General features: G+C 74.3%; 19 protein-coding genes. 5 read left to right on the top strand and 14 right to left on the bottom strand.

The genetic code is table 11. The features are described from left to right. Positions 1–355: 355 nt before the first annotated feature. Positions 356–2,869, top strand: a complete 2,514-nt coding sequence (locus ACIG5E_RS22245) for a CDP-glycerol glycerophosphotransferase family protein (protein ID WP_396535773.1) — start codon at positions 356–358, stop codon at positions 2,867–2,869. Positions 2,870–2,898: 29 nt separating this feature from the next. Here ACIG5E_RS22245 and ACIG5E_RS22240 read toward each other — a convergent pair whose 3' ends face one another. The 6 genes from ACIG5E_RS22240 to ACIG5E_RS22215 form a co-directional block, all read right to left on the bottom strand. Further along, positions 2,899–3,387, bottom strand: coding sequence for a 2'-5' RNA ligase family protein (locus ACIG5E_RS22240; protein ID WP_396535771.1), 489 nt, complete (start codon positions 3,385–3,387; stop codon positions 2,899–2,901). A 62-nt stretch (positions 3,388–3,449) separates the two neighbouring features. Beyond that, on the bottom strand, positions 3,450–4,490 hold the full coding sequence (gene trpS / locus ACIG5E_RS22235) for a tryptophan--tRNA ligase (protein ID WP_396535769.1): 1,041 nt from the start codon (positions 4,488–4,490) through the stop codon (positions 3,450–3,452). Between the two features lie 30 nt (positions 4,491–4,520). Next, positions 4,521–5,846, bottom strand: coding sequence for a hemolysin family protein (locus ACIG5E_RS22230; RefSeq protein WP_396535767.1), 1,326 nt, complete (start codon positions 5,844–5,846; stop codon positions 4,521–4,523). A gap of 139 nt (positions 5,847–5,985) precedes the next feature. Next, positions 5,986–6,978 carry a malate dehydrogenase gene (locus tag ACIG5E_RS22225; protein WP_396535765.1) on the bottom strand — a complete coding sequence of 331 codons (993 nt, stop codon included), beginning with the start codon at positions 6,976–6,978 and terminating at the stop codon, positions 5,986–5,988. 197 nt (positions 6,979–7,175) lie between these two features. Next, positions 7,176–7,601: a DUF3017 domain-containing protein gene (locus tag ACIG5E_RS22220; RefSeq protein WP_396535763.1), complete on the bottom strand. Its 426-nt coding sequence runs from the start codon at positions 7,599–7,601 to the stop codon at positions 7,176–7,178. Between the two features lie 19 nt (positions 7,602–7,620). Continuing rightward, on the bottom strand, positions 7,621–8,475 hold the full coding sequence (locus ACIG5E_RS22215; RefSeq protein ID WP_380420006.1) for a bifunctional methylenetetrahydrofolate dehydrogenase/methenyltetrahydrofolate cyclohydrolase: 855 nt from the start codon (positions 8,473–8,475) through the stop codon (positions 7,621–7,623). Between the two features lie 523 nt (positions 8,476–8,998). Here ACIG5E_RS22215 and ACIG5E_RS22210 point away from each other — a divergent pair. Continuing rightward, positions 8,999–9,601 (top strand): hypothetical protein, encoded by a 603-nt coding sequence (locus tag ACIG5E_RS22210; protein WP_396535760.1) that lies wholly within the window; start codon positions 8,999–9,001, stop codon positions 9,599–9,601. Between the two features lie 70 nt (positions 9,602–9,671). Here the strand turns inward: ACIG5E_RS22210 and purH are convergent, their stop codons facing one another. Continuing rightward, positions 9,672–11,249, bottom strand: coding sequence for a bifunctional phosphoribosylaminoimidazolecarboxamide formyltransferase/IMP cyclohydrolase (gene purH / locus ACIG5E_RS22205; RefSeq protein ID WP_396535758.1), 1,578 nt, complete (start codon positions 11,247–11,249; stop codon positions 9,672–9,674). Then, the gene (purN, locus tag ACIG5E_RS22200; protein WP_396535756.1) at positions 11,246–11,905 is read right to left on the bottom strand and encodes a phosphoribosylglycinamide formyltransferase; all 660 of its coding nucleotides are present in this window, start codon (positions 11,903–11,905) and stop codon (positions 11,246–11,248) included. Before purN ends, purH begins: the two co-directional genes overlap by 4 nt. Positions 11,906–12,297: 392 nt before the next feature. On the opposite strand from purN, the gene ACIG5E_RS22195 reads away from it, so the two are divergent. Beyond that, positions 12,298–12,981, top strand: coding sequence for a hypothetical protein (locus ACIG5E_RS22195; protein ID WP_396535754.1), 684 nt, complete (start codon positions 12,298–12,300; stop codon positions 12,979–12,981). Between the two features lie 22 nt (positions 12,982–13,003). On the opposite strand, the gene ACIG5E_RS22190 is transcribed toward ACIG5E_RS22195, so the two are convergent. Beyond that, a complete protein-coding gene (locus tag ACIG5E_RS22190; RefSeq protein ID WP_396535752.1) occupies positions 13,004–14,413 on the bottom strand; it encodes a DUF6350 family protein in 1,410 nt (469 codons plus the stop codon). A 131-nt stretch (positions 14,414–14,544) separates the two neighbouring features. Here ACIG5E_RS22190 and ACIG5E_RS22185 point away from each other — a divergent pair, with 131 nt between their 5' ends. Next, positions 14,545–16,431: a LuxR C-terminal-related transcriptional regulator gene (locus tag ACIG5E_RS22185; protein WP_396535750.1), complete on the top strand. Its 1,887-nt coding sequence runs from the start codon at positions 14,545–14,547 to the stop codon at positions 16,429–16,431. A 58-nt stretch (positions 16,432–16,489) separates the two neighbouring features. Here ACIG5E_RS22185 and sucD read toward each other — a convergent pair whose 3' ends face one another. The 5 genes from sucD to ACIG5E_RS22160 form a co-directional block, all read right to left on the bottom strand. After that, entirely contained in the window at positions 16,490–17,374 is an 885-nt protein-coding gene (gene sucD / locus ACIG5E_RS22180) for a succinate--CoA ligase subunit alpha (protein ID WP_396535748.1), read from the bottom strand. An 18-nt stretch (positions 17,375–17,392) separates the two neighbouring features. After that, entirely contained in the window at positions 17,393–18,565 is a 1,173-nt protein-coding gene (gene sucC, locus ACIG5E_RS22175) for an ADP-forming succinate--CoA ligase subunit beta (RefSeq protein ID WP_188307736.1), read from the bottom strand. A 281-nt stretch (positions 18,566–18,846) separates the two neighbouring features. After that, the gene (locus tag ACIG5E_RS22170; protein ID WP_396535746.1) at positions 18,847–20,049 is read right to left on the bottom strand and encodes a VWA domain-containing protein; all 1,203 of its coding nucleotides are present in this window, start codon (positions 20,047–20,049) and stop codon (positions 18,847–18,849) included. 24 nt (positions 20,050–20,073) lie between these two features. Continuing rightward, a complete protein-coding gene (locus tag ACIG5E_RS22165; protein ID WP_396535744.1) occupies positions 20,074–22,407 on the bottom strand; it encodes a DUF5682 family protein in 2,334 nt (777 codons plus the stop codon). Between the two features lie 73 nt (positions 22,408–22,480). Then, positions 22,481–23,563, bottom strand: coding sequence for an AAA family ATPase (locus ACIG5E_RS22160; protein WP_396535742.1), 1,083 nt, complete (start codon positions 23,561–23,563; stop codon positions 22,481–22,483). A gap of 179 nt (positions 23,564–23,742) precedes the next feature. Here ACIG5E_RS22160 and ACIG5E_RS22155 point away from each other — a divergent pair, with 179 nt between their 5' ends. Continuing rightward, complete coding sequence (locus ACIG5E_RS22155; protein ID WP_396535740.1) at positions 23,743–25,056, top strand: SWIM zinc finger family protein; 1,314 nt, start codon at positions 23,743–23,745, stop codon at positions 25,054–25,056. Positions 25,057–25,064: the final 8 nt, after the last annotated feature.

The raw sequence follows: 25,064 nt of genomic DNA, 5'->3' as shown, positions 1-25,064 counted from the left end.
GGCCGCGGGGCTTCGTCCGCCGGCGCCGGCTCCCCGGCCCGCGGGGGGGTGGGGGCGGCGGGCCGCCCCCTGTATTCCCGGGGGCCCGGGGGGGGGGGGGCGGCCCCCCCCCCCCCCCCACGCCTCGGTGCTACCTGGGAATTTCCTGAGAACTGCCCACCCTTTACGCGTATTTTGCACTCGAACTCACGTTTACCCAACGAATTTCAAAGGAAATTCGCCGAACTGTACAGTTGACCGGGAGTGCCTCCCCGGTATGGGATATCGATTCGGCCCCGTCCGATCAGCGTCGGCACGGGCCCATCCCGGCCACCGCCATGCCCGGGATCCCCTCCCCCGAAGGGCCCCCCGCACCATGCCTGCGCTCACCCGGTTCGTTCTGCCGCACGCCGCCCCCCGGGTGGGCGCCGGCCGATCCGCCGTCGACGAGGACGTGGTTTTCGGACTGCTGCGGGCCCGCTGGCACGGCCGCGGGCTGGAGCTCACCGGCTTCGCCCGCCCGCTCGACCTGGACACCGGCCGCCCCGGCTCGGCCTGGACCTGGCTCACCCTGCGCCACCAGGACGGCACCGAGCCGCCCCTGCACCTGCGCTCCAGACCCCGCAGACTGCCCGAGATCACCGACGACAGCGCCCAGCCCGACCACAACCACGACTGGTCCGGCTTCACCGCCCTGGTGGAACCCTCCCGACTGCGCCGCGACGGCCACTGGCTGCTCGGCGACTGGCAGATCGAGACCACCCTCTTCACCCGCCCCCGCCCCACCCGGCTGCGTCGCCAGTACGGCACCCTCGCCCCCCACTGGTGCGGCTCCGGCGAGTACCCGCCGGCCCGCTGGGTGGACCGCGACGTACGCCTCCAGCCGTACTTCGAGGACGACCGGCTGCGGCTGCGGCTGGAGCGCCCCGGCGTCCGGCTCGACCACGCCGAGCCCGCCGCCGCCGACGGCATCCGGCTGGCCGGCACCGCCGACCACTGCCCCGCCGGCACCGTGCTGCGGCTGCGCCACCGGCAGAGCGACGCGGTGATCGAGCAGCCGCTCACCCGCACCGGCAACACCTTCACCGTCCACCTGCCGTACCGGCCGTTCACCGCCGACGGGCGCGGCCGCGGCGCCCTCGAACACTGGGACGCCGAGCTGCTGCGCCCCGACGGCGGCACCGAGCAGCTCTGCCTGGACGAGCGCGGCGGCCCGGTGGCCGGCCAGTACCCGCTGCCGGACGCCCCGGACCGGGTGCTCTACCTCAAGCACCTCGCCGACGGCCGGCTCCAGGTCTGCGTCCAGCCGGCCGCCGGGGTGGTCGACCGGATCGCGGTCCACTTCGCCGGCTTCGAACTCTCCGGCCACTGCCCGGACCCGGCCGCCGACCGGCTGGAGCTGGTCCTGCGGCACGACGGCACCGCCGGTGAGGTCCGCACCCCGGTCGAGCCCCAACCGGACGGCCGCTTCCGGGTCCGGGTGCCCGCCACCCGCACCGGCTCGGACGGCGCCGTGCTGCCGCTGCGCAAGGGCGTCTGGGAGGCCGCCCTGGAACCGGCCGACCGCTCCGGCCCGGCCCGGCCGCTGATCGCCGCCGCCGCCGTCCTGCCCGCGCTGCCCGCCACCGCGACCACCGGCGGCAAGCACGTGCTACTGCAGCGCCGCTGGCACGACACCCTGCTGGTGGACTCCACCCCGGTGCTCGACGCCACCGAGCGCAGCGCCTGGACCCAACGCCGGCTGCGCACCGAGCACTACCCGGCCGCCCGCCGCGAACCGCTGCGCGAGGCGGTGCTGTACGACGTGTTCGGCGGCCGCGGCTACGCCGACTCCCCGCGCGCGGTGCACGCCGAACTCGCCCGCCGCGGCGAGCCGTTGGAGCACCTGTGGGTGGTCGACGACGGCCAGGCCGAGCTGCCGCCCGGGGTCGTCCCGGTGCGGATCTGGAGCCCGGAGTGGTACCGCGCCCTGGCCACCTGCCGCTACCTGGTCGGCAACACCCACTTCCCGGACTTCCTGGAGCGCCGCGAGGGCCAGGTCGTGGTGCAGACCTGGCACGGCTCGCTGCTGAAGCGGATCGCCCACGACGTCGACAACCGCTGGCTGGCCGACCACGGCTACCTGGAGGCGCTCGACCGGGAGACCCCGCAGTGGAGCCTGCTGCTCTCCCCCAGCCCGTTCGCCACCCCGATCCTGCAGCGCGCCTTCCGCTACGACGGCGAGGTCCTGGAGTCCGGCTACCCGCGCGGCGACGTCCTGGCCGAGCCCGACCCGCGGGTCGCCGCGACCGTCCGCCGCCGGCTCGGCATCCCCGAGGGCAAGCGGGTCGTGCTGTACGCACCGACCTGGCGCGAGGACCAGCAGCGCGGCGACGGCGAGGGCTTCCGGCTCGACCTGCGACTGGACGTCGACCACGCCCGCCGGCTGCTCGGCGAGGACCACGTGCTGCTGGTGCGCCCGCACTCGCACGTGCGCGACCCGCTGCCGGGCTCCGGCGACGGCTTCCTGTTCGACTGCGGGGACTTCCCCGACCCGCAGGAACTGCTGCTGATCGCGGACGTGCTGGTGACCGACTACTCGTCGATCATGTTCGACTTCGCGATCACCGGCCGCCCGGTGTACTTCTTCACCTACGACCTGGAGCACTACCGCGACACCCTGCGCGGCTTCTACTTCGACTTCGAGCCGAACGCCCCCGGCCCGCTGGTGCCGGACTCCGCCGAACTGCTCGGCGCGCTGCGCGAACTCGCCGACAGCGGAGCGGAGTTGCCGCCCGGGTACGCCGAGCGCTACCGGCGCTTCCGGGCCGAGCACTGCGCGCTGGACGACGGCGGCGCGGCCCGCCGGGTGGTCGACCGGATGCTCGAACTCGGCCGCGCCGAGCGGTAGTTCACTGTCGGTTCAGCAGCTGTGCCGCTTCAGGAGAAGTGGTAGTCCCGCCAGGGCCGCCAGACCTCGTCCGCGTCGAACCGGGAGAGCGAGAAGCCCGGCACGAGGAAGGACGCCCGGAAGCCGCGCGCCTGCTCGTACGCCTGGTCCAGCACGTCGTCCGGCAGGCCGTGGGCGACCGTCACGTGCGGGTGGTACGGGAAGGCCAGTTCGCGGGCCAGCGGGCCGGAGCGGATGTCCGCCTCCAGCAGCCGGCAGTCCTGCGCGCCCTCCTCGACCTGGACGAACACCACCGGGGAGACCGGGCGGAAGGTGCCGCCGCCGCGCAGCAGCATCCGGAACGGCCGGTGCGCGGCCGCCACCGCGGCCAGGTGCTCCTCGACCTTCGGGAGCACCTCGGCGGGCAGCTCGGTCGGCGGCAGCAGGGTGACGTGCGTCGGTATCGAACGCGCCTGCGGGTCGCCGTGGCCGGCCCGGGCGTCCTGGATCCGCGCGCCGTACGGGTCCGGAACGCTCACGGACACGCCGATGGTGACGACCTCCGGGAGGCCGTCACCATCGGGCAGGCGTGTGAGGGGAGTCACCGCTTGGCGGCCGGGAGGAAGCCGATCCGGTCGTACACCGTGGCCAGCGTCTCGGAGGCCACCGCGCGGGCCTTCTCGGCGCCGATCGCCAGCACCCGGTCCAGCTCGGCCGGGTCGTCCAGGAAGGTGCCGGTGCGCTCCTGGAAGGGGGTCACCCACTCGGCGAACAGCTCGGCCAGCTCGGTCTTCAGGGCGCCGTACATCTTGCCCTCGAAGTGCGCGACCAGCTGCTCGACCGACTGGCCGCTGAGCGCGGAGTGGATCTGCAGCAGGTTGGAGACGCCCGGCTTCAGCTCCTCGTCGTAGGAGACGACGGTGCCGGTGTCGGTGACGGCGCTCTTGAACTTCTTGGCGCTGACCTTCGCGTCGTCCAGCAGGCTGACCAGGCCCTTGGGCGAGGAGGCCGACTTGCTCATCTTGATGCCCGGGTCCTGGAGATCCATGATCTTCGCCGTCTCCTTGAGGATGTACGGCTTGGGGATCGTGAAGACCGGGGCGTAGCGGGAGTTGAAGCGCTCCGCGATGTCGCGGGTGATCTCCACGTGCTGGCGCTGGTCCTCGCCGACCGGGACGGCGTCCGCCTGGTAGAGCAGGATGTCCGCGATCTGCAGGATCGGGTAGGTGAACAGGCCGACGGTGGTGCTGTCGGCGCCGTACCGGGAGGACTTGTCCTTGAACTGGGTCATCCGGGAGGCCTCGCCGAAGCCGGTGAGGCAGTTCATCACCCAGGCGAGCTGCGCGTGCTCGGGCACGTGCGACTGGACGAACAGGGTGCAGTGCTCCGGGTCCAGGCCGGCGCCGAGCAGCTGGGCGGCGGAGATCCGGGTGTTCTGGCGCAGGGTCGCCGGGTCCTGCGGCACGGTGATCGCGTGCAGGTCGACGACCATGTAGAAGGCGTCGTTCTCCTTCTGCAGGTCGACCCACTGGCGCACCGCGCCCAGGTAGTTGCCGAGGTGGAACGAGCCGGAGGTGGGCTGGATCCCGGAGAGCACCCGAGGACGGTCCTTGACCGGACCAGTGACCGCTGCGTTGACCATACGGGCCATTGTTCCAGTTCCCCCGGTCGCTCAGGAAACCTCCGCCCCATCAGGTTCCTCCGGTGTGACCGCACTCACCCTCACCCGGGCGATCCGCCGGCCCTCCACCTTGGCCACCGTCAGCAGCACCTCCCCGCCGCCCTCGACCGGGACCCGGGCGTGGTCGCCGTCCCGGGGCAGCCGGCCGAGCGAGGCGACCAGGCAGCCGGCCACCGTCTCGTACGGACCCTCGGGCAGGGTGACGCCGGTCTCCTCCTCGAAGTCGCCGAGGTTGAGCAGGCCGTCCAGCTCCATGCCGCCGCCGGCCAGCCGGCGGGTGGGGGCGGTCTCCGGCCGGTCGTACTCGTCGCGGATCTCGCCGATCACCTCCTCGACCAGGTCCTCCAGGGTGACGATGCCGGCGGTGCCGCCGTACTCGTCCACCACGATGGCCAGGTGGTGGCCCTCCCGGCGCATCTCGCCCATCGCCTCCAGCACCCGCTTGGTGCCGGGCAGCAGCTTGACCGGGCGGGCCAGGTCGCGGACCTTGACGGCCTGCTCGCCGCGGGCGCCGTACAGGTCCCGGACGTGGACGAAGCCGACCACGGCGTCGGCGCTGCCCTCGACCACCGGGTAGCGCGAGTGCGGCGAGGTCTCGGCCTGGTGCCGCACCGCGGCCAGCGCGCGTTCGGCGTCCAGGAAGGTCACCTCGGTGCGCGGCACCATCACCTCGCGCAGCTGGCGCTCCCCGGCGGCGAACACGTCCGCGATCAACGCCCGCTCGTCGCTGCCCAGTTCGGTGTTGGAGGCGACCAGGCCGCGCAGCTCCTCGGAGCTCATCGAGCCGCGCCCGGCGGCCGGGTCGCCGCCGAACAGCCGGACCATCAGGTTGGTGGAGTGGCCGAGCAGCCAGATCACCGGGCGCAGCGCCACCGACATCACGTCCACCACGGGGGCGGCGACCACCGCGATGGACTCGGCGCGCTGCAGGCCGATCCGCTTGGGGGTGAGCTCGCCGAGCACCAGCGAGACGTAACTGATCACCAGGGTGAGCCCGACCAGGGCGACCGCGTCCGCCATCCCCTGGGACAGCCCGGCGTCGACGAACAGCGGGGCGACCTTGCCGGAGAGGGTGTCGGCGCCGAAGGCGGCGGACAGGAAGCCCATGCAGGTCACGCCGACCTGGACGGCGGCCAGGAAGCGGTTGGGGTCGGCGGCCAGGTGTGCGGCCCGGGCCGAGCGCCGGGTGCCGCGCGCCTCCAGCGTCCGGATTTGGCCCTCGCGCAGCGAGATCAGCGAGATCTCGGCGACGTTGAACAGCCCGCCCAGCAGGATGAAGACGAGGACGAGCGCGGCGTCCCCGAGGGTTTCGTTCACAGCGGGCCAGTGTAGGCGGCGGGCGTGGACGGGGGCCGGAAGCGGCGGCGCGGCCGGGCGCGGGCCGGAAGCGGCGACGGCCCGCCGACTCCCGGGAGCGGGAGTCGGCGGGCCGTCGGGAAGGCCGCGGGGGCGGGGCTCAGATGAGGCCCAGCTCCTGGACCGCGTCGCGCTCCTCGGTCAGCTCCTTGACCGAGGCGTCGATGCGGGCGCGGGAGAAGTCGGAGATCTCCAGGCCCTGGACGATCTCGAACTTGCCGTCCTTGGTGGTGACCGGGAAGGAGGAGATCAGGCCGGCCGGGACGCCGTAGGAGCCGTCGGAGACGACACCCATGGAGGTCCAGTCGCCCTCGGCGGTGCCGTTGACCCAGGTGTGGACGTGGTCGATGGCGGCGTTGGCGGCCGAGGCGGCCGAGGAGGCGCCGCGGGCGTCGATGATGGCGGCGCCGCGCTTGGCGACGGTCGGGATGAAGTCGTTCTCCAGCCAGGCCTGGTCGCTGCCGACGGCCTCGAAGGCCGGCTTGCCGGCGACCTCGGCCTGGAAGATGTCCGGGTACTGGGTCGCGGAGTGGTTGCCCCAGATGGTGACGCGCTTGATGTCGGAGACCAGGGCGCCGGTCTTGGCGGACAGCTGGCCGACCGCGCGGTTGTGGTCCAGGCGGGTCATCGCGGTGAAGCGCTCGGCCGGGACGTCCGGGGCGTTGCGCTGGGCGATCAGGGCGTTGGTGTTGGCCGGGTTGCCGACGACCAGGACCTTGATGTCGGCCGCGGCGTGGTCGTTGATGGCCTTGCCCTGCGGGCCGAAGATGCCGCCGTTGGCCTGCAGCAGGTCGCCGCGCTCCATGCCGGCGGTGCGCGGACGGGCGCCGACCAGCAGCGCGACGTTGGCGCCGTCGAAGGCCACGTTCGGGTTGTCGGTGATCGTGATGTCCCGCAGCAGCGGGAAGGCGCAGTCGACGAGCTCCATGGCGGTGCCCTCGGCGGCCTTGAGGCCCTGCGGGATCTCCAGGAGGCGCAGGTTCACCGGCACGTCGGCACCGAGCAGGTGGCCCGAGGCGATGCGGAAGAGCAGCGCGTAGCCGATCTGGCCGGCGGCTCCGGTGATGGTGACGTTGACGGGGGTGCGGGTCATTTCTACCTTCTCCAGCAAATCGCCAGGTGCCCCAGGCACACCGGCACTGGAGCCAGGATGATCTCTCGACATCGAGAGACCGGCGTCAGGTTATCGCAAAGGGAAGCGTACGCCGCGTGTGCGGGCCTGGCTGATGCGTCACAGACGCACCGCGGCCCCGCCCGGGATTCCGGGCGGGGCCGCAGGGGCACGGCCGCTCAGTGCTTGGGCCGGCCGATCAGCTGGCCGATGTTGTCCAGCAGCGGGATCTCCAGCCACGGGTTCGGCTGCGCGACCAGGGTCAGCAGCACGATCGAGGCGCCCAGGAAGGCCAGCACGATCACGTCGGTGAAGCGGCTGCGCACCGCCAGCATCCCGACCTCGGGCAGCACCAGCCGCAGCACCGCGCCGAGCAGCACCCCGGTGCCGAGGATCAGCAGCCCGTACTTGAAGCCGTCCTTGGAGCCGGCGAACCAGGTGACCGCGAGGCCGGCACCGACCACCGACAGGACCAGCGTTATCGGCCACTGCCGGACCGGCAGGGCGTGGTCGCGCCCGAGGGCCGGGGCAGCGCCCTCGGGCGGCAGGGTGCCGGTGGTCTTGACCGGCCTTTGCCGGGGCCGCGCCGACCGCGGTTCAGTCATGCTCGCCGTCCCTCGGGGGTCAGACGCCGGCGCGGCGCTCGGCCGCCTCGACGATGTTGTTCAGCAGCATCGCGCGGGTCATCGGGCCCACGCCGCCGGGGTTCGGGGAGATCCAGCCGGCCACCTCGGCCACGCCCGGGTGCACGTCGCCGACGATCTTGCCCTCGCTGCGGCTGACGCCGACGTCCAGCACCGCGGCGCCCGGCTTGACGTCCTCCGGCTTGACCAGGTGCGGCACGCCCGCGGCGGCCACGATGATGTCGGCCTTGCGCAGGTGGGCGCCGAGGTCCCGGGTGCCGGTGTGGCACAGGGTGACGGTGGCGTTCTCGCTGCGGCGGGTCAGCAGCAGGCCGATCGAGCGGCCGACGGTGATGCCGCGGCCGACCACGACCACCTCGGCGCCGTCGATCTCCACGTCGTGCCGGCGCAGCAGCTCGACGATGCCCAGCGGGGTGCACGGCAGCGGGCCCTCGATGCCCAGCGCCAGGCGGCCGAGCGAGGTCGGGTGCAGGCCGTCGGCGTCCTTGTCCGGGTCCATCAGCTCCAGGACCGGGTTCTGGTCCAGGCCCTTGGGCAGCGGCAGCTGGACGATGTAGCCGGTGCAGGACGGGTCGGCGTTGAGCTCGCGGACGACGTTCTCGACGTCCTCCTGGGTGGCGGTGGCGGGCAGCTCGCGCTGGATCGAGGCGATGCCGACCTCGGCGCAGTCCTTGTGCTTCCCGTTGACGTACCAGCGGCTGCCCGGGTCGTCGCCGACCAGGACGGTACCGAGGCCGGGCGTGACGCCCTTCGCCTTGAGGGCCGCCACGCGGGCGGCGAGTTCGGACTTGATCGCGGCGGCGGTGGCCTTGCCATCGAGAATCTGGGCAGTCATGACCCCATTCTCCCGGATCGCGACCGCACCCCGTACCGGGGCCGGTCGGGTGGCGGGTCCGGGCCGAGTCACCCGGCCGGCCCCATGGGCGCCCCGGCGACCGGGCGGGTACGGAAGGTCCGCACCACGTTGCGGTTGCGCCACAGTCTTGACCTGGTGACCACAACCGGCTGGACAGCGCGCTGCCGTCCGGATGACGATATGCGGGCATCCCCTGCCGCGACCCGGCCCGGTGACGGGCCGACGGATCCCGCGGCGGGGCGTACCCGGGGGAAAGAGCCAGTGATCCGACCACAGCAGTCCGCACAGCCCGACCGCCACGGTGGCGTCCTCACCGCGCCGTGCCCGTCCCGGCGTCCGATCACCCGCTCGTCACAGCACTGAGCCGGCCGCGCCCGTCACCGCCGCCGGGCTGTCACCGCGCTCCGACACCGTCCCGTTCCGTCGGCGACCCGACTCGCCGACCGCAACCGGGTCCTCCGCCGTCCCGTCCCCACGTCCCCGCAACTGCCCGGAGGCATCCATGAGTTACCCGCCGGACCCGAACAACCCGTACAGCCAGCCGCAGGCCCCCGGATACGGCTACCCGCAGCAGGCCCCGCCGCCGGCTCCGGGCTACGGCTACCCGCAGCCGGCCGCCCCGGCCTACGGCTACGCGCCGGCCGTGCCGCAGGTCATGCCGGGCCTGGTGATGACCACCCGGGTGCTGCTGTTCATCATCGGCGGCGTGCAGGTGATCCTCGCGGGGTTCTGCCTGATCGCGGCCGCGGTCGCCAACGACGCCGTCAACAAGACCTCGACGAGCAGCGACGACTTCATCTCCTCGATCGGCCACGCCGCGATGGGCATCCTGCTGGTCATCGGCGTCGTGTGGGCGCTGGCCGCCACGCTGTCCATCACGCTGGGCGCGAAGTTCGGCAAGGGCGGCAACGGTGTCCGGATCACCACCATCGTCTACGGCTCGATCGCCTCGCTGTTCGGCCTGCTCGACCTGATCGGCGGGATCAACACCAAGATCACGGTGAACATCATCATCGGGCTGATCTGGATCGCGATCTGCGTCATCTGGATCACCGCCATGTGCGTCCGGGACGGCGTCAACTGGTTCAACCGGCCGCGGTACTGACCGAACGGCACGGACCACGGCGAAGCGGCCCGGCTCCCTCCTCGGAGGAAGCCGGGCCGCTTCGTGCCACTCAGTGGAAGAAGTGGCGCGCGCCGGTGAAGTACATCGTCACGCCGGCCTTCTCGGCCGCCTCGATGACCAGCTCGTCACGGATCGAGCCGCCCGGCTGGACGATCGCCCGCACGCCGGCGGCGATCAGGATCTCCGGCCCGTCCGGGAACGGGAAGAAGGCGTCCGAGGCGGCGTACGCGCCCTTGGCCCGCTCGCCGGCCCGCTCGACCGCGAGCTTGCAGGAGTCGACCCGGTTGACCTGGCCCATGCCGACGCCGACCGAGGCGCCGTCCTTGGCCAGCAGGATCGCGTTGGACTTGACGGCCCGGCAGGCCCGCCAGGCGAAGGCCAGCTCGGCCAGCTCGGCCGCGGGGAGCGCCTCGCCGGTGGCCAGCGTCCAGCTCGCCGGGTCGTCGCCCTCGGCCTGCACCCGGTCGGCGTCCTGGAGCAGCACGCCACCGGAGATCGGGCGCACCTCCTGGCGGTTGGCCGGGGCCTCGGGGGCGACCAGCACCCGGATGTTCTTCTTGCGGGCCAGCACCTCGACCGCGCCGTCCTCGTAGCCGGGGGCCACGACGACCTCGGTGAAGATCGGGGCGATCTGCTCGGCCAGCTCGACGGTGACCGGGCGGTTGACCGCGATCACGCCGCCGTACGCGGAGACCGGATCGCACTCGTGCGCCTTGCGGTGCGCCTCGACGACGTCGGCGCCGGTCGCGATGCCGCACGGGTTGGCGTGCTTGATGATCGCGACGGCCGGCTCGGCGTGGTCGTACGCGGCGCGGCGGGCGGCGTCGGTGTCGACGTAGTTGTTGTACGACATCTCCTTGCCGTGCAGCTGCTGCGCGCCGGCCAGGCCGCCCGTGCCGTCGGTGTAGAGCGCGGCGCCCTGGTGCGGGTTCTCGCCGTAGCGCAGCACGTTCTGCCGCTCCCAGGTGGCGCCGAGGAACTCGGGAAAGCGCTCGTCGCTGGGGGCGTAGCCGGCCTCGAACCAGGAGGCCACGGCCACGTCGTAGGCGGCGGTGTGGGCGAACGCGGCACCGGCCAGGCGCTTGCGGGTGGCCAGGTCGAAGCCGCCCTCGCGAACGGCCGTCAGCACGTCGTCGTAGCGGGCCGGGTCGACGACCACGGCCACCGACGGGTGGTTCTTGGCGGCGGCGCGGACCATGCTCGGGCCGCCGATGTCGATCTGCTCGACGCACTCGTCCGGGGTGGCGCCCGAGGCGACGGTGGCCTTGAACGGGTAGAGGTTCACCACGACCAGGTCGAAGGGCTCGACACCGAGCTCGGCCAGCTGGGCGCGGTGCGACTCCAGGCGCAGGTCGGCGAGCACGCCGGCGTGCACGCGGGGGTGCAGCGTCTTCACGCGTCCGTCCAGGCACTCCGGGAAGCCGGTCAGCTCGGAGACCTCGGTCACCGGCACGCCGGCGGCGGCGATCCGGCCGGCGGTGGAGCCGGTGGAGACGATGGCGACCCCGGCGGCGTGCAGGCCCTGGGCCAGCTCCTCCAGACCGGTCTTGTCGTACACGCTGATCAGCGCGCGACGGATCGGACGGATGTTCTCCGAAACGGGGGGCGTGGTGGAGCTGGCAGTCATGCCGGGATCCATACCTTTCGGTCCTCGATGCGGTGACCTTCGCGGGCCAGCCGGCCCACGACGTCGACGAGCAGCTTGCGCTCGACAGTCTTGATGCGCTCGTGCAGCGCTTCGCCGCCATCGGCGTGGTCGGCGTCGACGACCTCGACGACGCCCTGCGCGATGATCGGCCCGGTGTCCACGCCGGCGTCGACCAGGTGGACGGTGCAGCCGGTGACCTTCACGCCGTACGCGAGCGCGTCGGTGACGCCGTGGGCGCCGGGGAAGGCGGGCAGCAGTGCGGGGTGGGTGTTGACGATCCGCCCGGCGAAGGCCGCGATGAACTCGGGGCCGAGGATCTTCATGAAGCCGGCCGTGACCACCAGGTCCGGCTGGTGGGCGGCTACGGAGGCGGTCAGCCCGCGGTCCCAGTCGGCGCGGTCCGCGAAGTCCTTCACCCGGTGGACGAAGGTCGGCAGGCCCGCCTTCTCGGCGCGGTCGAGGCCGGCGATGCCTTCCCGGTCCGCGCCCACGGCCACGATCTCGGCGCCGTACGCCGGATCGGCCACGGCGTCGATCAGCGCCTGCAGATTGGTGCCGGAGCCGGAGACCAGCACCACCAGGCGGGCCGGTCCGGGCGTACGGGGCGGGAAGAGCTGGGCGGGGGCGGCGGCCACTGCGCGATTCTCCGTAGGTCGGGCGCCGCCCGCTGGTACGTCCACCGGTGGTGGGGCCACTACGAACGGCAGGTCGAGCGAAGGGGAACACCAGGAGAACCCGCCGCGACGCGGGCCCCGGGGAACCTATCTGAGCTGCTGACCGTCACCACGATAACGGCTGGTCGGAGGGCCTCCACACCCTCCCGGCGGCGCTACGCGCGTAGTTGAGACGGGGATCTCCCCGGGCCCGCCCGTACCGGAGTTGGGCACGGCCCGTACGGGTACGGGCAGGCCCCCGCCGGGCCCTCGAACGCTTGCGGGATCATTGGGGGCGCGGGAGACCGCTCCCCTCCGAACGAGCCCCGACCGCGCCCCGACCGAGCCCCGACCGAGAAGGAACGGCTGAACCCATGAGCAGCGGCGACGAGACCGACGAGCGCAACCCCTTCGCGCCGCCGCCGGCGGACGCCCCGGACCAGCCGTGGCGGCCCCGCAGCCCCTGGCCCGGCCAGGGCCCCGACGGCAACGGCGGGCAGGGCGGCAGCCAGGGCGGTCAGGGCGGCGGTCAGGGCAGTCAGGGCGGCGGCCAGGGCGGCGACCGCCCGCCGTTCCCGCCACCGTGGGGCCAGGGCCTCGGCGACGGCCGCCCCGGCCGGGGCCCGCAGGCCCCGCAACCGCCCCGGCTCGACCCGGCCGACCCGAGCCACCGCAAGGCCCGCAACGCCGCGCTGGCCGGGCCCTTCGCGCTGGTCTGCCTGTTCGCCGGCTTCCACTGGATCGCGCTGCTGGTCGGGGTGCTCGGCATCGCCTGGGGCATCGGCGCGCTGCGGGCCAAGCGGCCCGCGGCGGCTGCGGCGGCGGCCGCTGGCGGACCCGTCGGGATCCCGGCGCCGAACCCGCTCACCCCGGCCGCGCTCGCCGGGATCCTCACCGGTGCGATGACCGTCGTGGTCGCCACCTCGGTGATCGGGCTCGGGTACTACTACCAGGACTACGTGACCTGCGTGCGGGACTCGCTGACCAACGTCGGCGCCGAGAACTGCGACCGGTACGCCCCGCAGTGGTACGTGGACTTCACCGGCAACGCGGAGTAGGCGGCCTCTCCACTCGGCCGGTTCAGTCGGCGCCGCGCTGACCGGACAACCGCAGCACGAGGGCGTGGGTACGGGCGCGCAGCTCCAGCGCGCTCCGGCGCGCCCGGACCGCGAGCCGGGCGTACGCGCCCTGCCGGGGCGCCGGGCGCGTGGCCCCGGCCGTGCCCTCGTCGCCGACTGCGTACTCGACGTCGTCCGCGTACTCGACGCTTGCCGGGCCGAGCGTGCGGTGGCGGACCAGCAGGGCGCCGGGCACGGCCACCACGGCGAGCCAGCCCGCCGCCGCCAGGCCCGTCCACCACGGCACCGGCCCCAGCCGGGCCATCCGCTCGGCCCCCAGCGCCCCGCCCGACAGCCAGCCCAGCGCCGTCGCCCCGGCGCCGAGCAGCAGCGCGGCCGCCAGGGCCGCGACCACCGTCGCGGCGGGTGACCAGGGGCCCGGACGGCCCGCCGCCGCCCGGCCGAGCAGGAGCGCGGGCACCAGCCCCGCCAGCAGCGGCAGCAGCAGCACCGCCAGCCGCCAGCCGCCCGGGCCCTCCTGGGGCAGCAGGGCGAACAGCGGGAACTCCGGCACCGGGCCGAGCTCCGTACCGCCCGGCGACACCAGCGTCCCGGCGCCGACCTGGAAGCCCGGGCCCAGCGCGTACGCCGCCGCCCACAGGACCGCGTTCGGCAACAGCACCACGGTGAGCAGCAGCAGCCCGGACAGCGCCGCGGGCCCGCCCCCGAGCAGCGCCATCCCCCGCCCGCCGCCGGCCACCGCGTCCAGCACCGCCGCCACCGCCACCAGCAGCCCGCCCGCCGCGACCAGGCCCGCTGCGGCCGCACCGACCGCCCGGTACACCGCGGGCATGCCGCCGACCGGCCGCCAGCCCTGCGGAAGCCGGTCGAACAGCGGCTCGGCCCCGGCCACTTCCGGCCGGACGGACCGCACGCCCGCGGCCGTGGACAGCCCGGCGAGCAGGCCCACCACCAGGAGGTCCGGCAGCACCCGGCTGCGGAACAGCCCGGCCCCCGTGCAGTGCAGCGCCACCACGACCGCCACCGCGCAGTACCCCGCCCACAACGCCACCGGGCCGCCCCAGCGCGAACGCAGCCCGCGCCGCGCCGCCACCCCGGCGCCCGCCCGGTACAGCCGAACCACCATCAGGGCGCCGAGCAGCAGCGGAGTGACGGTCAGCGGGGCGTCCGCGCCACCGCGCAGCACCGGCGCGCCGTGCCCGAGCAGCCAGAGCGCACCCGCCAACCGGGTGGCACCGGCCGCGTCCGAGTCCGCGTACGGCGTCGCCACCCAGAGCCCGAGCACCGGCACTCCGACCACCGCCAAGCCGACCAGCGCCGTCCGCACCCCCGCCAACAGGTCGGCCAGCACGGGGTGTCCACCCAATTCGCCCGGCACTTCCAGGATCGGACGGCCCATCAGCTGCGTCATGCGCCTCATGGTGCCAAGGCGACTCGCCATGCTCCGTGAACCGCAAACCGCCGCCGTGTCCCAGATTATTGTCTTATGCGCCTTTTCAGACCCTGCCCCCAAGCCGCCGCCGCCCCGGCCCGGGGCGTCTGATGACCACGCCACCCACCCGCGCCCCCGACCCGCTACGCAAGCTGACTCCCCGTGAGGCCCAGGCCCTCGCCCACCTCGCCGCCGGGCACGGCCTCGACCACACGGCCGCCGCACTCGGCGTCACTCCCACGACCGCCCGCAGTTATCTCCACCGGGCCCTGCGCAAACTCGGCTGCCCCACCGAAGCCGCCGCCATCGCCCTCCTCAGAACCGCACCCCCTGTCAGCCCGGGCAGGCGCCCCCCGGCCGGCCCCACCGACCCCAACCGCACGCGAGTGGCCCCCACAGCCCCGGGAGAACGCAGCGGCATGCCACAGACCACCCCGACCCCAGCACAACCCGGCACCGTCGGCGCCCCCTCCCCCACTGTCGGTCCGGGCCCCGGCCGCCCGACCGGGGACCAGCCGCACCGCCCGCGCCGAAGCGGGGGCACCCCGAATCCGGGCACGGCCGCCGCGCCCGCGGGCGGGAAGCAGCAGCCCACCCCGCGGCAGGATGCGCCCACGGCCTCGGCCGACCGCCGCGCCGCCGCCCCGGCCCCGGCCCCGGCCCCGGCCCCGGCCAAGTGCAAGCAGGACGCGCCGAGCGCCCCGGCCGATCGGGACGACCGCAAGCGAAAGGCGCCGTCGGCCCCCGCCGACGAGCGCACCACGCCCACCCGGAGCAGGAGCGGGCGGGACGTACCCACCGGCCCCGGGAAGCCGGCCGAGTCCGGGCCGAAACCGGCCCCCACCCCCGCCGACCAGCCCACCGCCCCCGCCGGCGCCGGGCGCGAGCCGGACGCACCCGCCGCCCCGGAGGCCACCGACCCCCGGGAGCGGATCAGTCAGGCGCTCACCGAAGCGGGGAACGGGCGGGACCTCTCGGAGACCTTCGAGGAGCTGTACGAGGACGCGTACACCCGGCTGGTCCAGCAGGTGTTCCTGCTGACGGCGTGCCGGCACCGGGCGGTGCACTGTGTGCGGCTGGCGTTCGGGGAGGCGCGGCGGGACTGGGGCGGGGTGGTCGGGTCGGCGGATCCGGAGGGCTGGGTGCGGGTACGGGCGTGTGAGCTGGCGCTGTCGCCGTGGCGCCGGGGCGGGCCGCGGCGGGTGCACGCGTGGACGCTGCCGCACCGGCGGATCCGGGTGCGGCCGGCGGACGAGACGCAGTCGGTGCTGCCGGACCACGACCGGCTGACCGACCGGGACAAGGCGCTGCTGAAGGCGCTGCGGCGGTTGTCGCGGCCGCAGCGGCGGGCGCTGGTGCTGCACGACGGTCTGGGCCTGCCGGCGGCGGCGATCGCGTTGGAGGTGGAGTCGACGCAGGTGGCGGCCGAGGGGCGGGTCTGGGCGGCGCGGGCGGCGCTGGCGCAGTGGGTGCCGGAGCTGGTGGGGCCGGATCCGGAGGCACCGGGCTTCGCGGACGGGTTGAGCGGGCTGCTGCACCGGGCGGCGGTGCGGGGCTGCCCGGAGCCGCACCGGGCGGCGGTGCCGGTGTTGCGGGCCCGGCACCGGCTGTGGACGGCGAGCCGGACGGGCGCGGCGGTGCTGCTGACGGCGGCGGTGGGCGGGGCGGCGGTGGCGACGCTGGCGGGGCTGCGTCCGGCGGAGCTGTTCCAGCGGCCGGATCAGCCGGTGCCGGCGCTGTGCGTACCGGCCCCGACCGCGGAGGTGCCGGCGCCCGGTGTGCCGCTGCGGCCGGGCGGGGCGCCGAACGGCATCAGCAGCCTGTGGTGCAGTCCGACGCCGGGGCTGGAGGCGGTGGTGGCGGACCCGCAGCCGCAGGCGCTCGCGCGGTGGGAGCTGCCGGTGGCGGCCCGCGGCGCGGCCCCGCCCCCGCAGCGGAACCCGGCGGCCTGTCCGGCGTGGTCCCCGCTGCCGTGCACCGCGGGGCCCAGGCGCTGAAACGGCGAGCGCCCCCGCCCACGGGGGGCGGGGGCGCTCACAGCGCGGGTGACCGAGGTCAGCCGGCGATGATCTCGCGAGCCAGGCGGGCGGTCTCGGACGGCGTCTTGCCGACCTTGACACCGGCGGCCTCAAGGGCCTCCTTCTTCGCCTGGGCGGTGCCCGAGGAGCCGGAGACGATGGCGCCGGCGTGGCCCATGGTCTTGCCCTCGGGGGCGGTGAAGCCCGCGACGTAGCCGACGACCGGCTTGGTGACGTGCTCGGCGATGTAGGCCGCGGCACGCTCCTCGGCGTCGCCACCGATCTCACCGATCATGACGATGATCTCGGTCTCCGGGTCCTCCTGGAAGGCCTTGAGGGCGTCGATGTGGGTGGTCCCGATGACCGGGTCACCGCCGATGCCCACGGCCGAGGAGAAGCCGATGTCGCGCAGCTCGTACATGAGCTGGTAGGTCAGGGTGCCGGACTTCGAGACCAGACCGATCTTGCCGGAGGTGGTGATGTCGGCCGGGATGATGCCGGCGTTCGACTGTCCGGGGCTGATCAGGCCGGGGCAGTTCGGGCCGATGATCCGGGTCTTGTTGCCCTTCGAACCGGCGTACGCCCAGAAGGCGGCGGTGTCGTGCACCGGGACGCCCTCGGTGATGACGACGGCCAGGGGGATCTCGGCGTCGATGGCCTCGACGACGGCGGCCTTGGTGAAGGCCGGCGGCACGAAGAGGACGGAGACGTCGGCGCCGGTCTCCTTCATGGCCTCGGCGACGGAGCCGAAGACCGGGATCTCGGTGCCGTCGACGTCGACCGTGGTGCCGGCCTTGCGCGGGTTGACACCGCCGACGACCTGGGTGCCGGAGGCGAGCATGCGGCGGGTGTGCTTCATGCCCTCGGCGCCGGTCATGCCCTGGACGATGACCTTGCTGTCCTTGGTAAGGAAGATAGCCATGGTGTTAAGTCCCCTTCCTTACTTGTTGGCCAGCTCGGCGGCGCGGTCAGCGGCGCCGTCCATGGTGTCCACGCGCTGGACCAGCGGGTGGTTGGCGTCGTCGAGGATCTTGCGACCCAGCTCCGCGTTGTTGCCGTCCAGGCGGACGACCAGCGGCTTGGTGACGTTCTCGCCCTTGCTCGCGAGGAGCTCCAGGGCCTGCACGATGCCGTTGGCGACCGCGTCGCACGCGGTGATGCCGCCGAAGACGTTGACGAAGACCGACTTGACGTCGGGGTCGCCCAGGATGATCTCCAGGCCGTTCGCCATGACCTCGGCGGACGCGCCGCCACCGATGTCGAGGAAGTTGGCGGGCTTGACGCCGCCGTGCTTCTCACCGGCGTAGGCGACCACGTCGAGGGTGCTCATGACGAGGCCCGCGCCGTTGCCGATGATGCCGACCTGGCCGTCGAGCTTGACGTAGTTCAGGCCCTTGGCCTTGGCGGCGGCCTCCAGCGGGTTGGCCGCGGCCTTGTCCTCCAGCGCCTCGTGCTCGGGCTGGCGGAAGTCGGCGTTCTCGTCCAGGGAGACCTTGCCGTCGAGCGCGATGATCTTGCCCTCGCCGGACTTGATCAGCGGGTTGACCTCGACGAGGAGGGCGTCCTCGGCGATGAAGACCTTCCACAGCTTCTGCAGGACGTCGGCGACCTGGTCGGCGACCTCGGCCGGGAACTTCGCCGCGGCGACGATCTCGGCGGCCTTCTCCGGGGTGCAGCCCTCGTTGGCGTCGACCGGGATCTTGGCGAGCGCGTCGGGGTTCTCCTCGGCGACGACCTCGATCTCCACGCCGCCCTCGACGCTGGCCATGGCCAGGAAGGTGCGGTTGGTGCGGTCCAGCAGGAACGAGACGTAGTACTCGTCCTTGATGTCCGCGGTCTGGGCCAGCATCACCTTGTGAACGGTGTGGCCCTTGATGTCCATGCCGAGGATCTGCTCGGCCTTGGCGACGGCGTCGGCCGGGTCGGCGGCGAGCTTGACGCCACCGGCCTTGCCTCGGCCACCCACCTTCACCTGAGCCTTGACGACGGCACGGCCGCCGAAGCGCTCCGCGATGGCGGCAGCGTCTGCGGCGGTCTCGATGACATCGCCGTCAAGCACGGGCACGCCGTGCTTGGCGAAGAGGTCCCTCGCCTGGTACTCGAACAGGTCCACGTGTTTGTCCTTGTTCGTGGTCGCGGATTGTGTCTCTACGAGCGTGCCACGGCAGGATCTTCGCTGCGGGTCGTCGGGGCGGTGCGGGTACGCAGAGGTACGGCCTTGCGGCCCACACAGCCACGGGCGCACACGTCAATCAACACGCGCGTCACGTCCGTCTGGCAGGTTATCCCCGTGGGACGGGCGTGTTCCGCCCGGGGCCTGCCCGTCTTGGGTGAGAACCGTCACAGATCAGCCCAGAGGGGCCGAACGGGCCCCTGGTCCACCGAGCGAGCGATTCACACGTTCGAGTGAAGTTGTGCCTCCCCCCGGTCGGCCCCCTTGACCAGGTGCCGCGGGATCGGGCGCTTCTCGATCGCCGCCGCCATGATCTCCGGGAAGACGTCCGGGGTGCAGGCGAAGGCCGGGGCGCCGAGCGCGGCCAGGGCGGCGGCGTGGGCGTGGTCGTAGGCCGGCGCACCCTCGTCGGAGAGCGCGAGCAGGGCGATGAACTGGACACCGGCCGCCTTCATCGCGGCGACCCGCCGCAGCATGCCGTCCCGGATGCCGCCCTCGTACAGGTCGCTGATCAGCACCACGACGGTCTCGGACGGCCGGGTGATCTTCGACTGGCAGTAGGCGAGCGCGCGGTTGATGTCGGTGCCGCCGCCGAGCCGGGTGGCGAACAGCACGTCCACCGGGTCGGTGAGCTGCTCGGTGAGGTCGACCACCGAGGTGTCGAAGACGACCAGCCGGGTGTCCAGGGTGCGCATCGAGGAGAGCACCGCGCCGAACACCGCGGAGTGGACGACCGAGGGCGCCATCGAGCCGGACTGGTCGATGCAGAGGATGACGTCCTTCTTCACCGCGCGCTGGGCGCGGGCGTAGCCGACCAGCCGCTCGGGCACCACGGTGCCGTGCTCGGGCAGGTAGTTCTTCAGGTTGGCCCGGATCGTCCGGTCCCAGTCGATGTCCCGGTGGCGCGGCCGGTTCACCCGGGCGCTGCGGTCGAGGGCGCCGCCCAGGGTGGCCCTGGTCCGGTCGGCGAGCCGGCGCTCCAGGTCGGCGACCACCTTGCCGACCACGGCCCGGGCGGTCTCCCGGGTGGTCTCGGGCAGCGCGTGCTTGAGCGACAGCAGGGTGCCGACCAGGTGCACGTCCGGCTCGACGGCCTCCAGCATCTCCGGCTCCAGCAGCAGCCGGTCCAGCCCGAGCCGGGTGATCGCGTCCTGCTGCATCAGCTGGACGACGGTGGACGGGAAGTACTCCCGGATGTCGCCCAGCCAGCGGGCCACCTGCGGGGCCGAGCCGCCGAGCCCGGCGCTGCGGCGGCCGCCGCGGGCCGTACGGGCGGCCTCCTCGGGGGCGCCCCGGTAGAGCGCGGCGAGGGCGCCGTCCATCGCGGCGTCGCGGCCGCGCAGGGTGCAGCCGGTGCCGTCGGCCTCGCCGCCGAGCACCAGGCGCCAGCGGCGCAGCCGTTCGTCGGTCGTGGTCGCTGCCATCGGGTCCTCCTCCTACAGCGGGTGTCAGGTGTTGCGGCCGGCGGGCTGGCGGGGGATCTTCGGGCGGACGCCGAGCAGCAGGGCCAGCACCGGGACGGCCGCGTCGGCGCGGTCCCGGTCGAGCTCGCCGGCCGTCTCGGGCGCCGCGGGGGCCGCGCCGAGCGGGCCGGCCGCGACCCGGCCGCCGATGGTGCTGCGCACGCCCGCCTCCAGCCCGGCGAAGGTGCGCCGCAGCAGCGGCAGGACGTCGGTGAACACCTCGCCGCCGACCCCGCTGAGCCACTCGTCCAGCAGGGCGAGCAGCCGGGGGTCGTGCAGCAGCAGGGCGCCGCCGCCGGTGAGGAAGCCCTCGACCCAACCGGCCGCGTCGGCTGGGGCGTTGGCGACGGACAGCACCAGGCGCAGCCGTCGGCCGGCCTCCTCGGAGTCGAGCCGGCCGTCGTCCAGCAGCAGCCGGACGGCGCGGCCGCGCAGCAGTCCGGGGGCGCCGGTGGCCGGTCCGCCGGTGGGCTCGCGGCGGGCCAGCGAGCGCAGGGCGGCGGCCCAGCGGTCGGCCAGGCCACCGATGTCGGCGCCGGTGTCGGTGCTGGAGGCGGTGGCGGTGGCGGTGGCGGCGTCCGGGTCGAGCAGGGCGATCGCACCGTGCACCTCGTCGATCCGGGCGCGCATCGCCGCCGCGCTCTCGGCGTCCAACCCGACGCAGGCGGGCGGCAGTCCGACGCAGACCCGCTCGGCCAGGCCCGCCGCGGCCCCGGCCAGCGCGCCGTGGTCGGTGCCGCGCACGTCGCCGTAGCGCAGCGCGCGGACCAGCGCGGGCAGCGCGCCCGCCAGGTGCGCGACATCGGTGTCCAGGGCCGCGCAGTCGGCGAGCACCCGCATCACGGCGGGCAGCGCGCCGGACAGCCCGGCCAGCAGGCAGGTCTCCACCAGGCCGGTCAGCTCGGCGAGTTCGGCGGCGGCCCGGGCGGTGCCGACCGCCTTGTTGACGGCGGCCTCCTCGACCGTGGTGCCCCACTGGGCGGCCTCGGCGATCCGGACCGCGAACTCGGGCTGCCAGCACAGCCGCCAGCTCTCCCGGAACGTCCCGCTGGAATTCACCGAGGAACGGGCCGGCACGCCCCACTCGACACCCAGCAGCCGCAGCCGGTGCAGCAGCCGGGAGCGGGCCGCGTCGGTGTCCTTGCGCAGGTCGAGGTCGAGGTCCCGGGGCGCGGCCGCGGGCTTGAGCCGCAGCGAGCGCTGCAGCCGGGCCAGGTCGCGCTGGAGCGGCACCGCCGGTGCGGCGTCCGGCACTTCGCCGAGCGCGTCGCCCACCACCAGGCGCTCCCGGACGAGCTCCAGGGCGACGTCCGAGCCCTCGCAGAGCACCGCGCGGACGGCGTCCAGGGTCTCGGTCAGCCCGGCGAGCGGGCGGCCGCGCAGCACGGCCAGGGTCTCGGCGAGCCGGACCGCCTCGATCACGTGGGCGGAGGAGACCGGGTGGTCCTCGGCGCGCAGCAGCTCGGCGGCCCGGGTGAGCCAGCGCGGCACCGGGTCGCCCTCGGCGGTGAACAGGTGGTGGTACCAGCCGGGCGACTGGACGCCCGCGCCGTAGCCGGTGGCCTGGGAGAGCCTGCGGTGCGTCCACGGGATCCAGGTGATGTCCACCCGTGTCCTCTTCGGCAGGCCGGCGAGCAGCGCCCGGTCGTGGGCGACGGTGGGCATCGTCTCCAGCGCGGGGACGTGGAAGGCCCCGCAGACCACGGCGATCCGGCGGTGCCCGGCGCGGCGGGCGGCGCGGATCTGCTGGCGCATGTGGGCCTCGCGCAGCTGGTCCCGGCGGGACTCCCCGAGGCCCTCGGCGCGCAGCGCGCCCATCGCCTCGGCGACGGCGGCGAAGGGCGCCAGCGCGTCCGTACCGGGGGCGCGGTGCTCGACCACGTCCTCCCACCAGCGCTCCGCGTCGTCGTGGCCGGCGGCCTCGGCGAGCAGCGCCAGCGGGTCGGCGGGCAGCTCGTCGGGCCCGTCCGCGTCGGCGTCGTCGTCCGTGAACGGCGCGAAGCCGTGACCGGCCGGCAGGTCGATGAAGCGGACCGGCAGGTCGTGGTCCACGGCGTGGCGGATCGCCACCCACTCCGGGGAGAACTCGGCGTACGGCCAGAACGCGGCCTTCGCCGGGTCGTCCACCGCGTGGGCGAGCAGGGCGACCGGCGGCACCAGGTCCTTCTCGGCGGCGAGGTGGACGACGGCGTCGGCCTCCATCGGGCCCTCGATCAGCACCGCGTCCGGCTGCCACTGCGCCAGCGCGGCGGCCACCGCCCGGGCCGAGCCGGGGCCGTGGTGCCGGATGCCCAGCAGGGCGACCTCGGCGTCGGTCATGCCCCCACCTCGCTTCGCTCGGCAGGCGCCTTCCGCGACGGGCGCCCCTCGATGGTTCGCTCGCTCCGCTCGCTCACGCCCCCACCTCGCGGGCCGCGCGGTAGAAGTCCTTCCAGCCGTCGCGCTCGCGCACCACCCCTTCGACGTACTCGCGCCACACCGCCTGGTCCGCGACCGGGTCGCGGACGACCGCGCCGAGGATGCCGGCCGTCACGTCCCCGGCGCGCAGCACGCCGTCGCCGAAGTGGGTGGCCAGGGCCAGGCCGTTGGTCACCACCGAGATCGCCTCGGCGGTGGAGAGGGTGCCGCTCGGGGTCTTGACCTTCGTCCGGCCGTCCACGGTGAGGCCGGCCCGCAGCTCGCGGAAGACCGTCACCACGCGCCTGATCTCCTCGGCGCCGCCGGGCAGTTCGGGCAGGTCGAGGGAGCGGCCGAGCTGGTTGACCCGGCGGGTGACGATGTCGACCTCCTCGTCCAGGGAGCCCGGCAGCGGCAGCACCACGGTGTTGAAGCGGCGGCGCAGCGCGCTGGACAGCTCGTTGACGCCGCGGTCGCGGTCGTTGGCGGTGGCGATCACGTTGAAGCCGCGCACGGCCTGGGTCTCGCCGCCCAACTCCGGTACCGGCAGCGTCTTCTCGGACAGGATGGTGATCAGACTGTCCTGCACGTCGGCCGGGATGCGGGTGAGCTCCTCGATCCGGGCGAGCTTGCCGTCCGCCATCGCCCGCATCAGCGGCGAGGGCACCAGGGCGTCCCGGCTGGGGCCGTGGGCGAGCAGCTGGGCGTAGTTCCAGCCGTACCGGACGGCCTCCTCTGGGGTGCCCGCGGTGCCCTGGACCAGCAGCGTGGAGTCGCCGCTGATCGCGGCCGCCAGGTGCTCGGACACCCAGGTCTTCGCGGTGCCGGGCACACCGAGCAGCAGCAGCGCCCGGTCCGTCGCCAGCGTGGTGACGGCGACCTCGACGACGCGGCGCGGGCCGATGTACTTGGGAGTGATCCGGGTGCCGTCCGGCAGCTCGCCGCCGAGCAGGTACGTCGCCACGGCCCACGGCGAGAGCTTCCAGCGCTCGGGGCGCGGACGGTCGTCCTGCGCGGCCAGCGCGGCCAGTTCACCGGCGAAGGCGTCCTCGGCGTGCTGCCGCAGAACGTCGGTCATGGGGGGCTCCTTCGGGTCGGCCGCCGGGCACACGGATGCCCGGGCGGCAGGGTGATCGGAGAGAGCCAGGTCGGCGTCCCGGCCTGTGGGAACCACCTTGCAACGTGCCACTGACAACGGCCGGGCCGGTCCGGACGGGCAGTCAGCCGCTGTCAGTGCCCCCGCCTACCGTCGGTCGCATGGAGGAACGCTGGAGCACCGAACACGTCCTGTCCCTGGCGCCTGACGCCGCGTCGCGGAAGGCCGCGGGCAAGCTGTCCTCGCCCGCGCCCTGGTCCGGGACGGGCACCGACGGCGCCGCACTCTGGGGCGAGTGCCGGGGCAGCGGCCGCACGCCGTACCGCACCGTGATCGAACTCGCCACGCCCGCCTACCAGTGCAGCTGCCCCAGCCGGAAGTTCCCGTGCAAGCACGCGCTCGGGCTCCTCCTGCTGTGGAGCGGCGCCCCCGAGGCCGTGCCGGCCGGCGAGCCCGCCGACTGGGCGGCCGAGTGGCTCCGGGCCCGCCGGGAGCGCGCCGAGAAGCGCTCGGCGCCCCCGGCCGACCCGGAGGCCGCCCGCCGCCGGGCGGAACGGCGCGGCGCCCGGGTCGCGGCCGGCGCGGCCGAACTGCGGCTGCGACTGGCCGACCGGATCCGGCACGGCCTCGCCGACCAGTCCACGGCCGGACCCTGGGAGGAGGTCGCGGCCCGGATGGTCGACGCGCAGGCGCCCGGACTGGCCGCCCGGGTAAGGGAGTTGGACACCATGCCGGAGGAGCGACTGCTGGAGGAGTACGCGATGCTCCATCTGCTGGCCACCGCCGCCACCCGGATCGACGAGCTGCCGGCCGAGCTGGCCGCCACCGTCCGCACCCGGGTCGGCTACACCCTGGACGCCGCCGAGGTGCTCGCCGGACCGACCGTCCGGGACCGCTGGCTGGTGCTCGGCAGCCGCACCGTGCCGCTGGAAGGAGGCGCCGACGAGCGGCTCACCACCCGCCGGGTCTGGCTGCGCGGCGCCAAGACCGGCCGCCCCGCCCTGCTGCTCGCCTTCGGCCGCCCCGGCCAGGCCCCCGACCTCGCCCTGCCCACCGGCCACCTACTGGAGGCCGAACTCGCCTACCACCCCGGCGCCCGCCCGCTGCGCGCCGCGCTCGGCACCCGCTACGGCGCCCCCGAGCCCGGCCCGGCCGCCCCGCCCGCCGGACTCACCGTTGCCGAGGCGGTCGCCGGGTACGGCACCGCGGTGGCCGACGACCCGTGGCTGGACAGCTGGCCGACGGTGCTCGCCGGGGTCGTCCCGGTCCGCACGCCGGACGGCTGGCACCTGACGGACGGCCACCACACCGTCCCCGTCCGCCCCTCCGCCGTCCCGGAGGCGGCGATGTGGCGGCTGGTCGCGGTCTCCACCGGCCGCCCGCTGACGGTCTTCGGCGAGTACGGCCACCAGGGCTTCGCCCCCGTCACCGCCTGGTCCGCCGAACACCGCGCGGTCGGCCTCACTTCGGCATAGGAGAACCC

Source organism: Kitasatospora sp. NPDC053057, from assembly GCF_044546945.1.
Classification (GTDB): Bacteria; Actinomycetota; Actinomycetes; order Streptomycetales; family Streptomycetaceae; genus Kitasatospora.
Note: the sequence above shows the minus strand (reverse complement) of the source record. Positions and strands in the feature narration are given on the sequence as shown.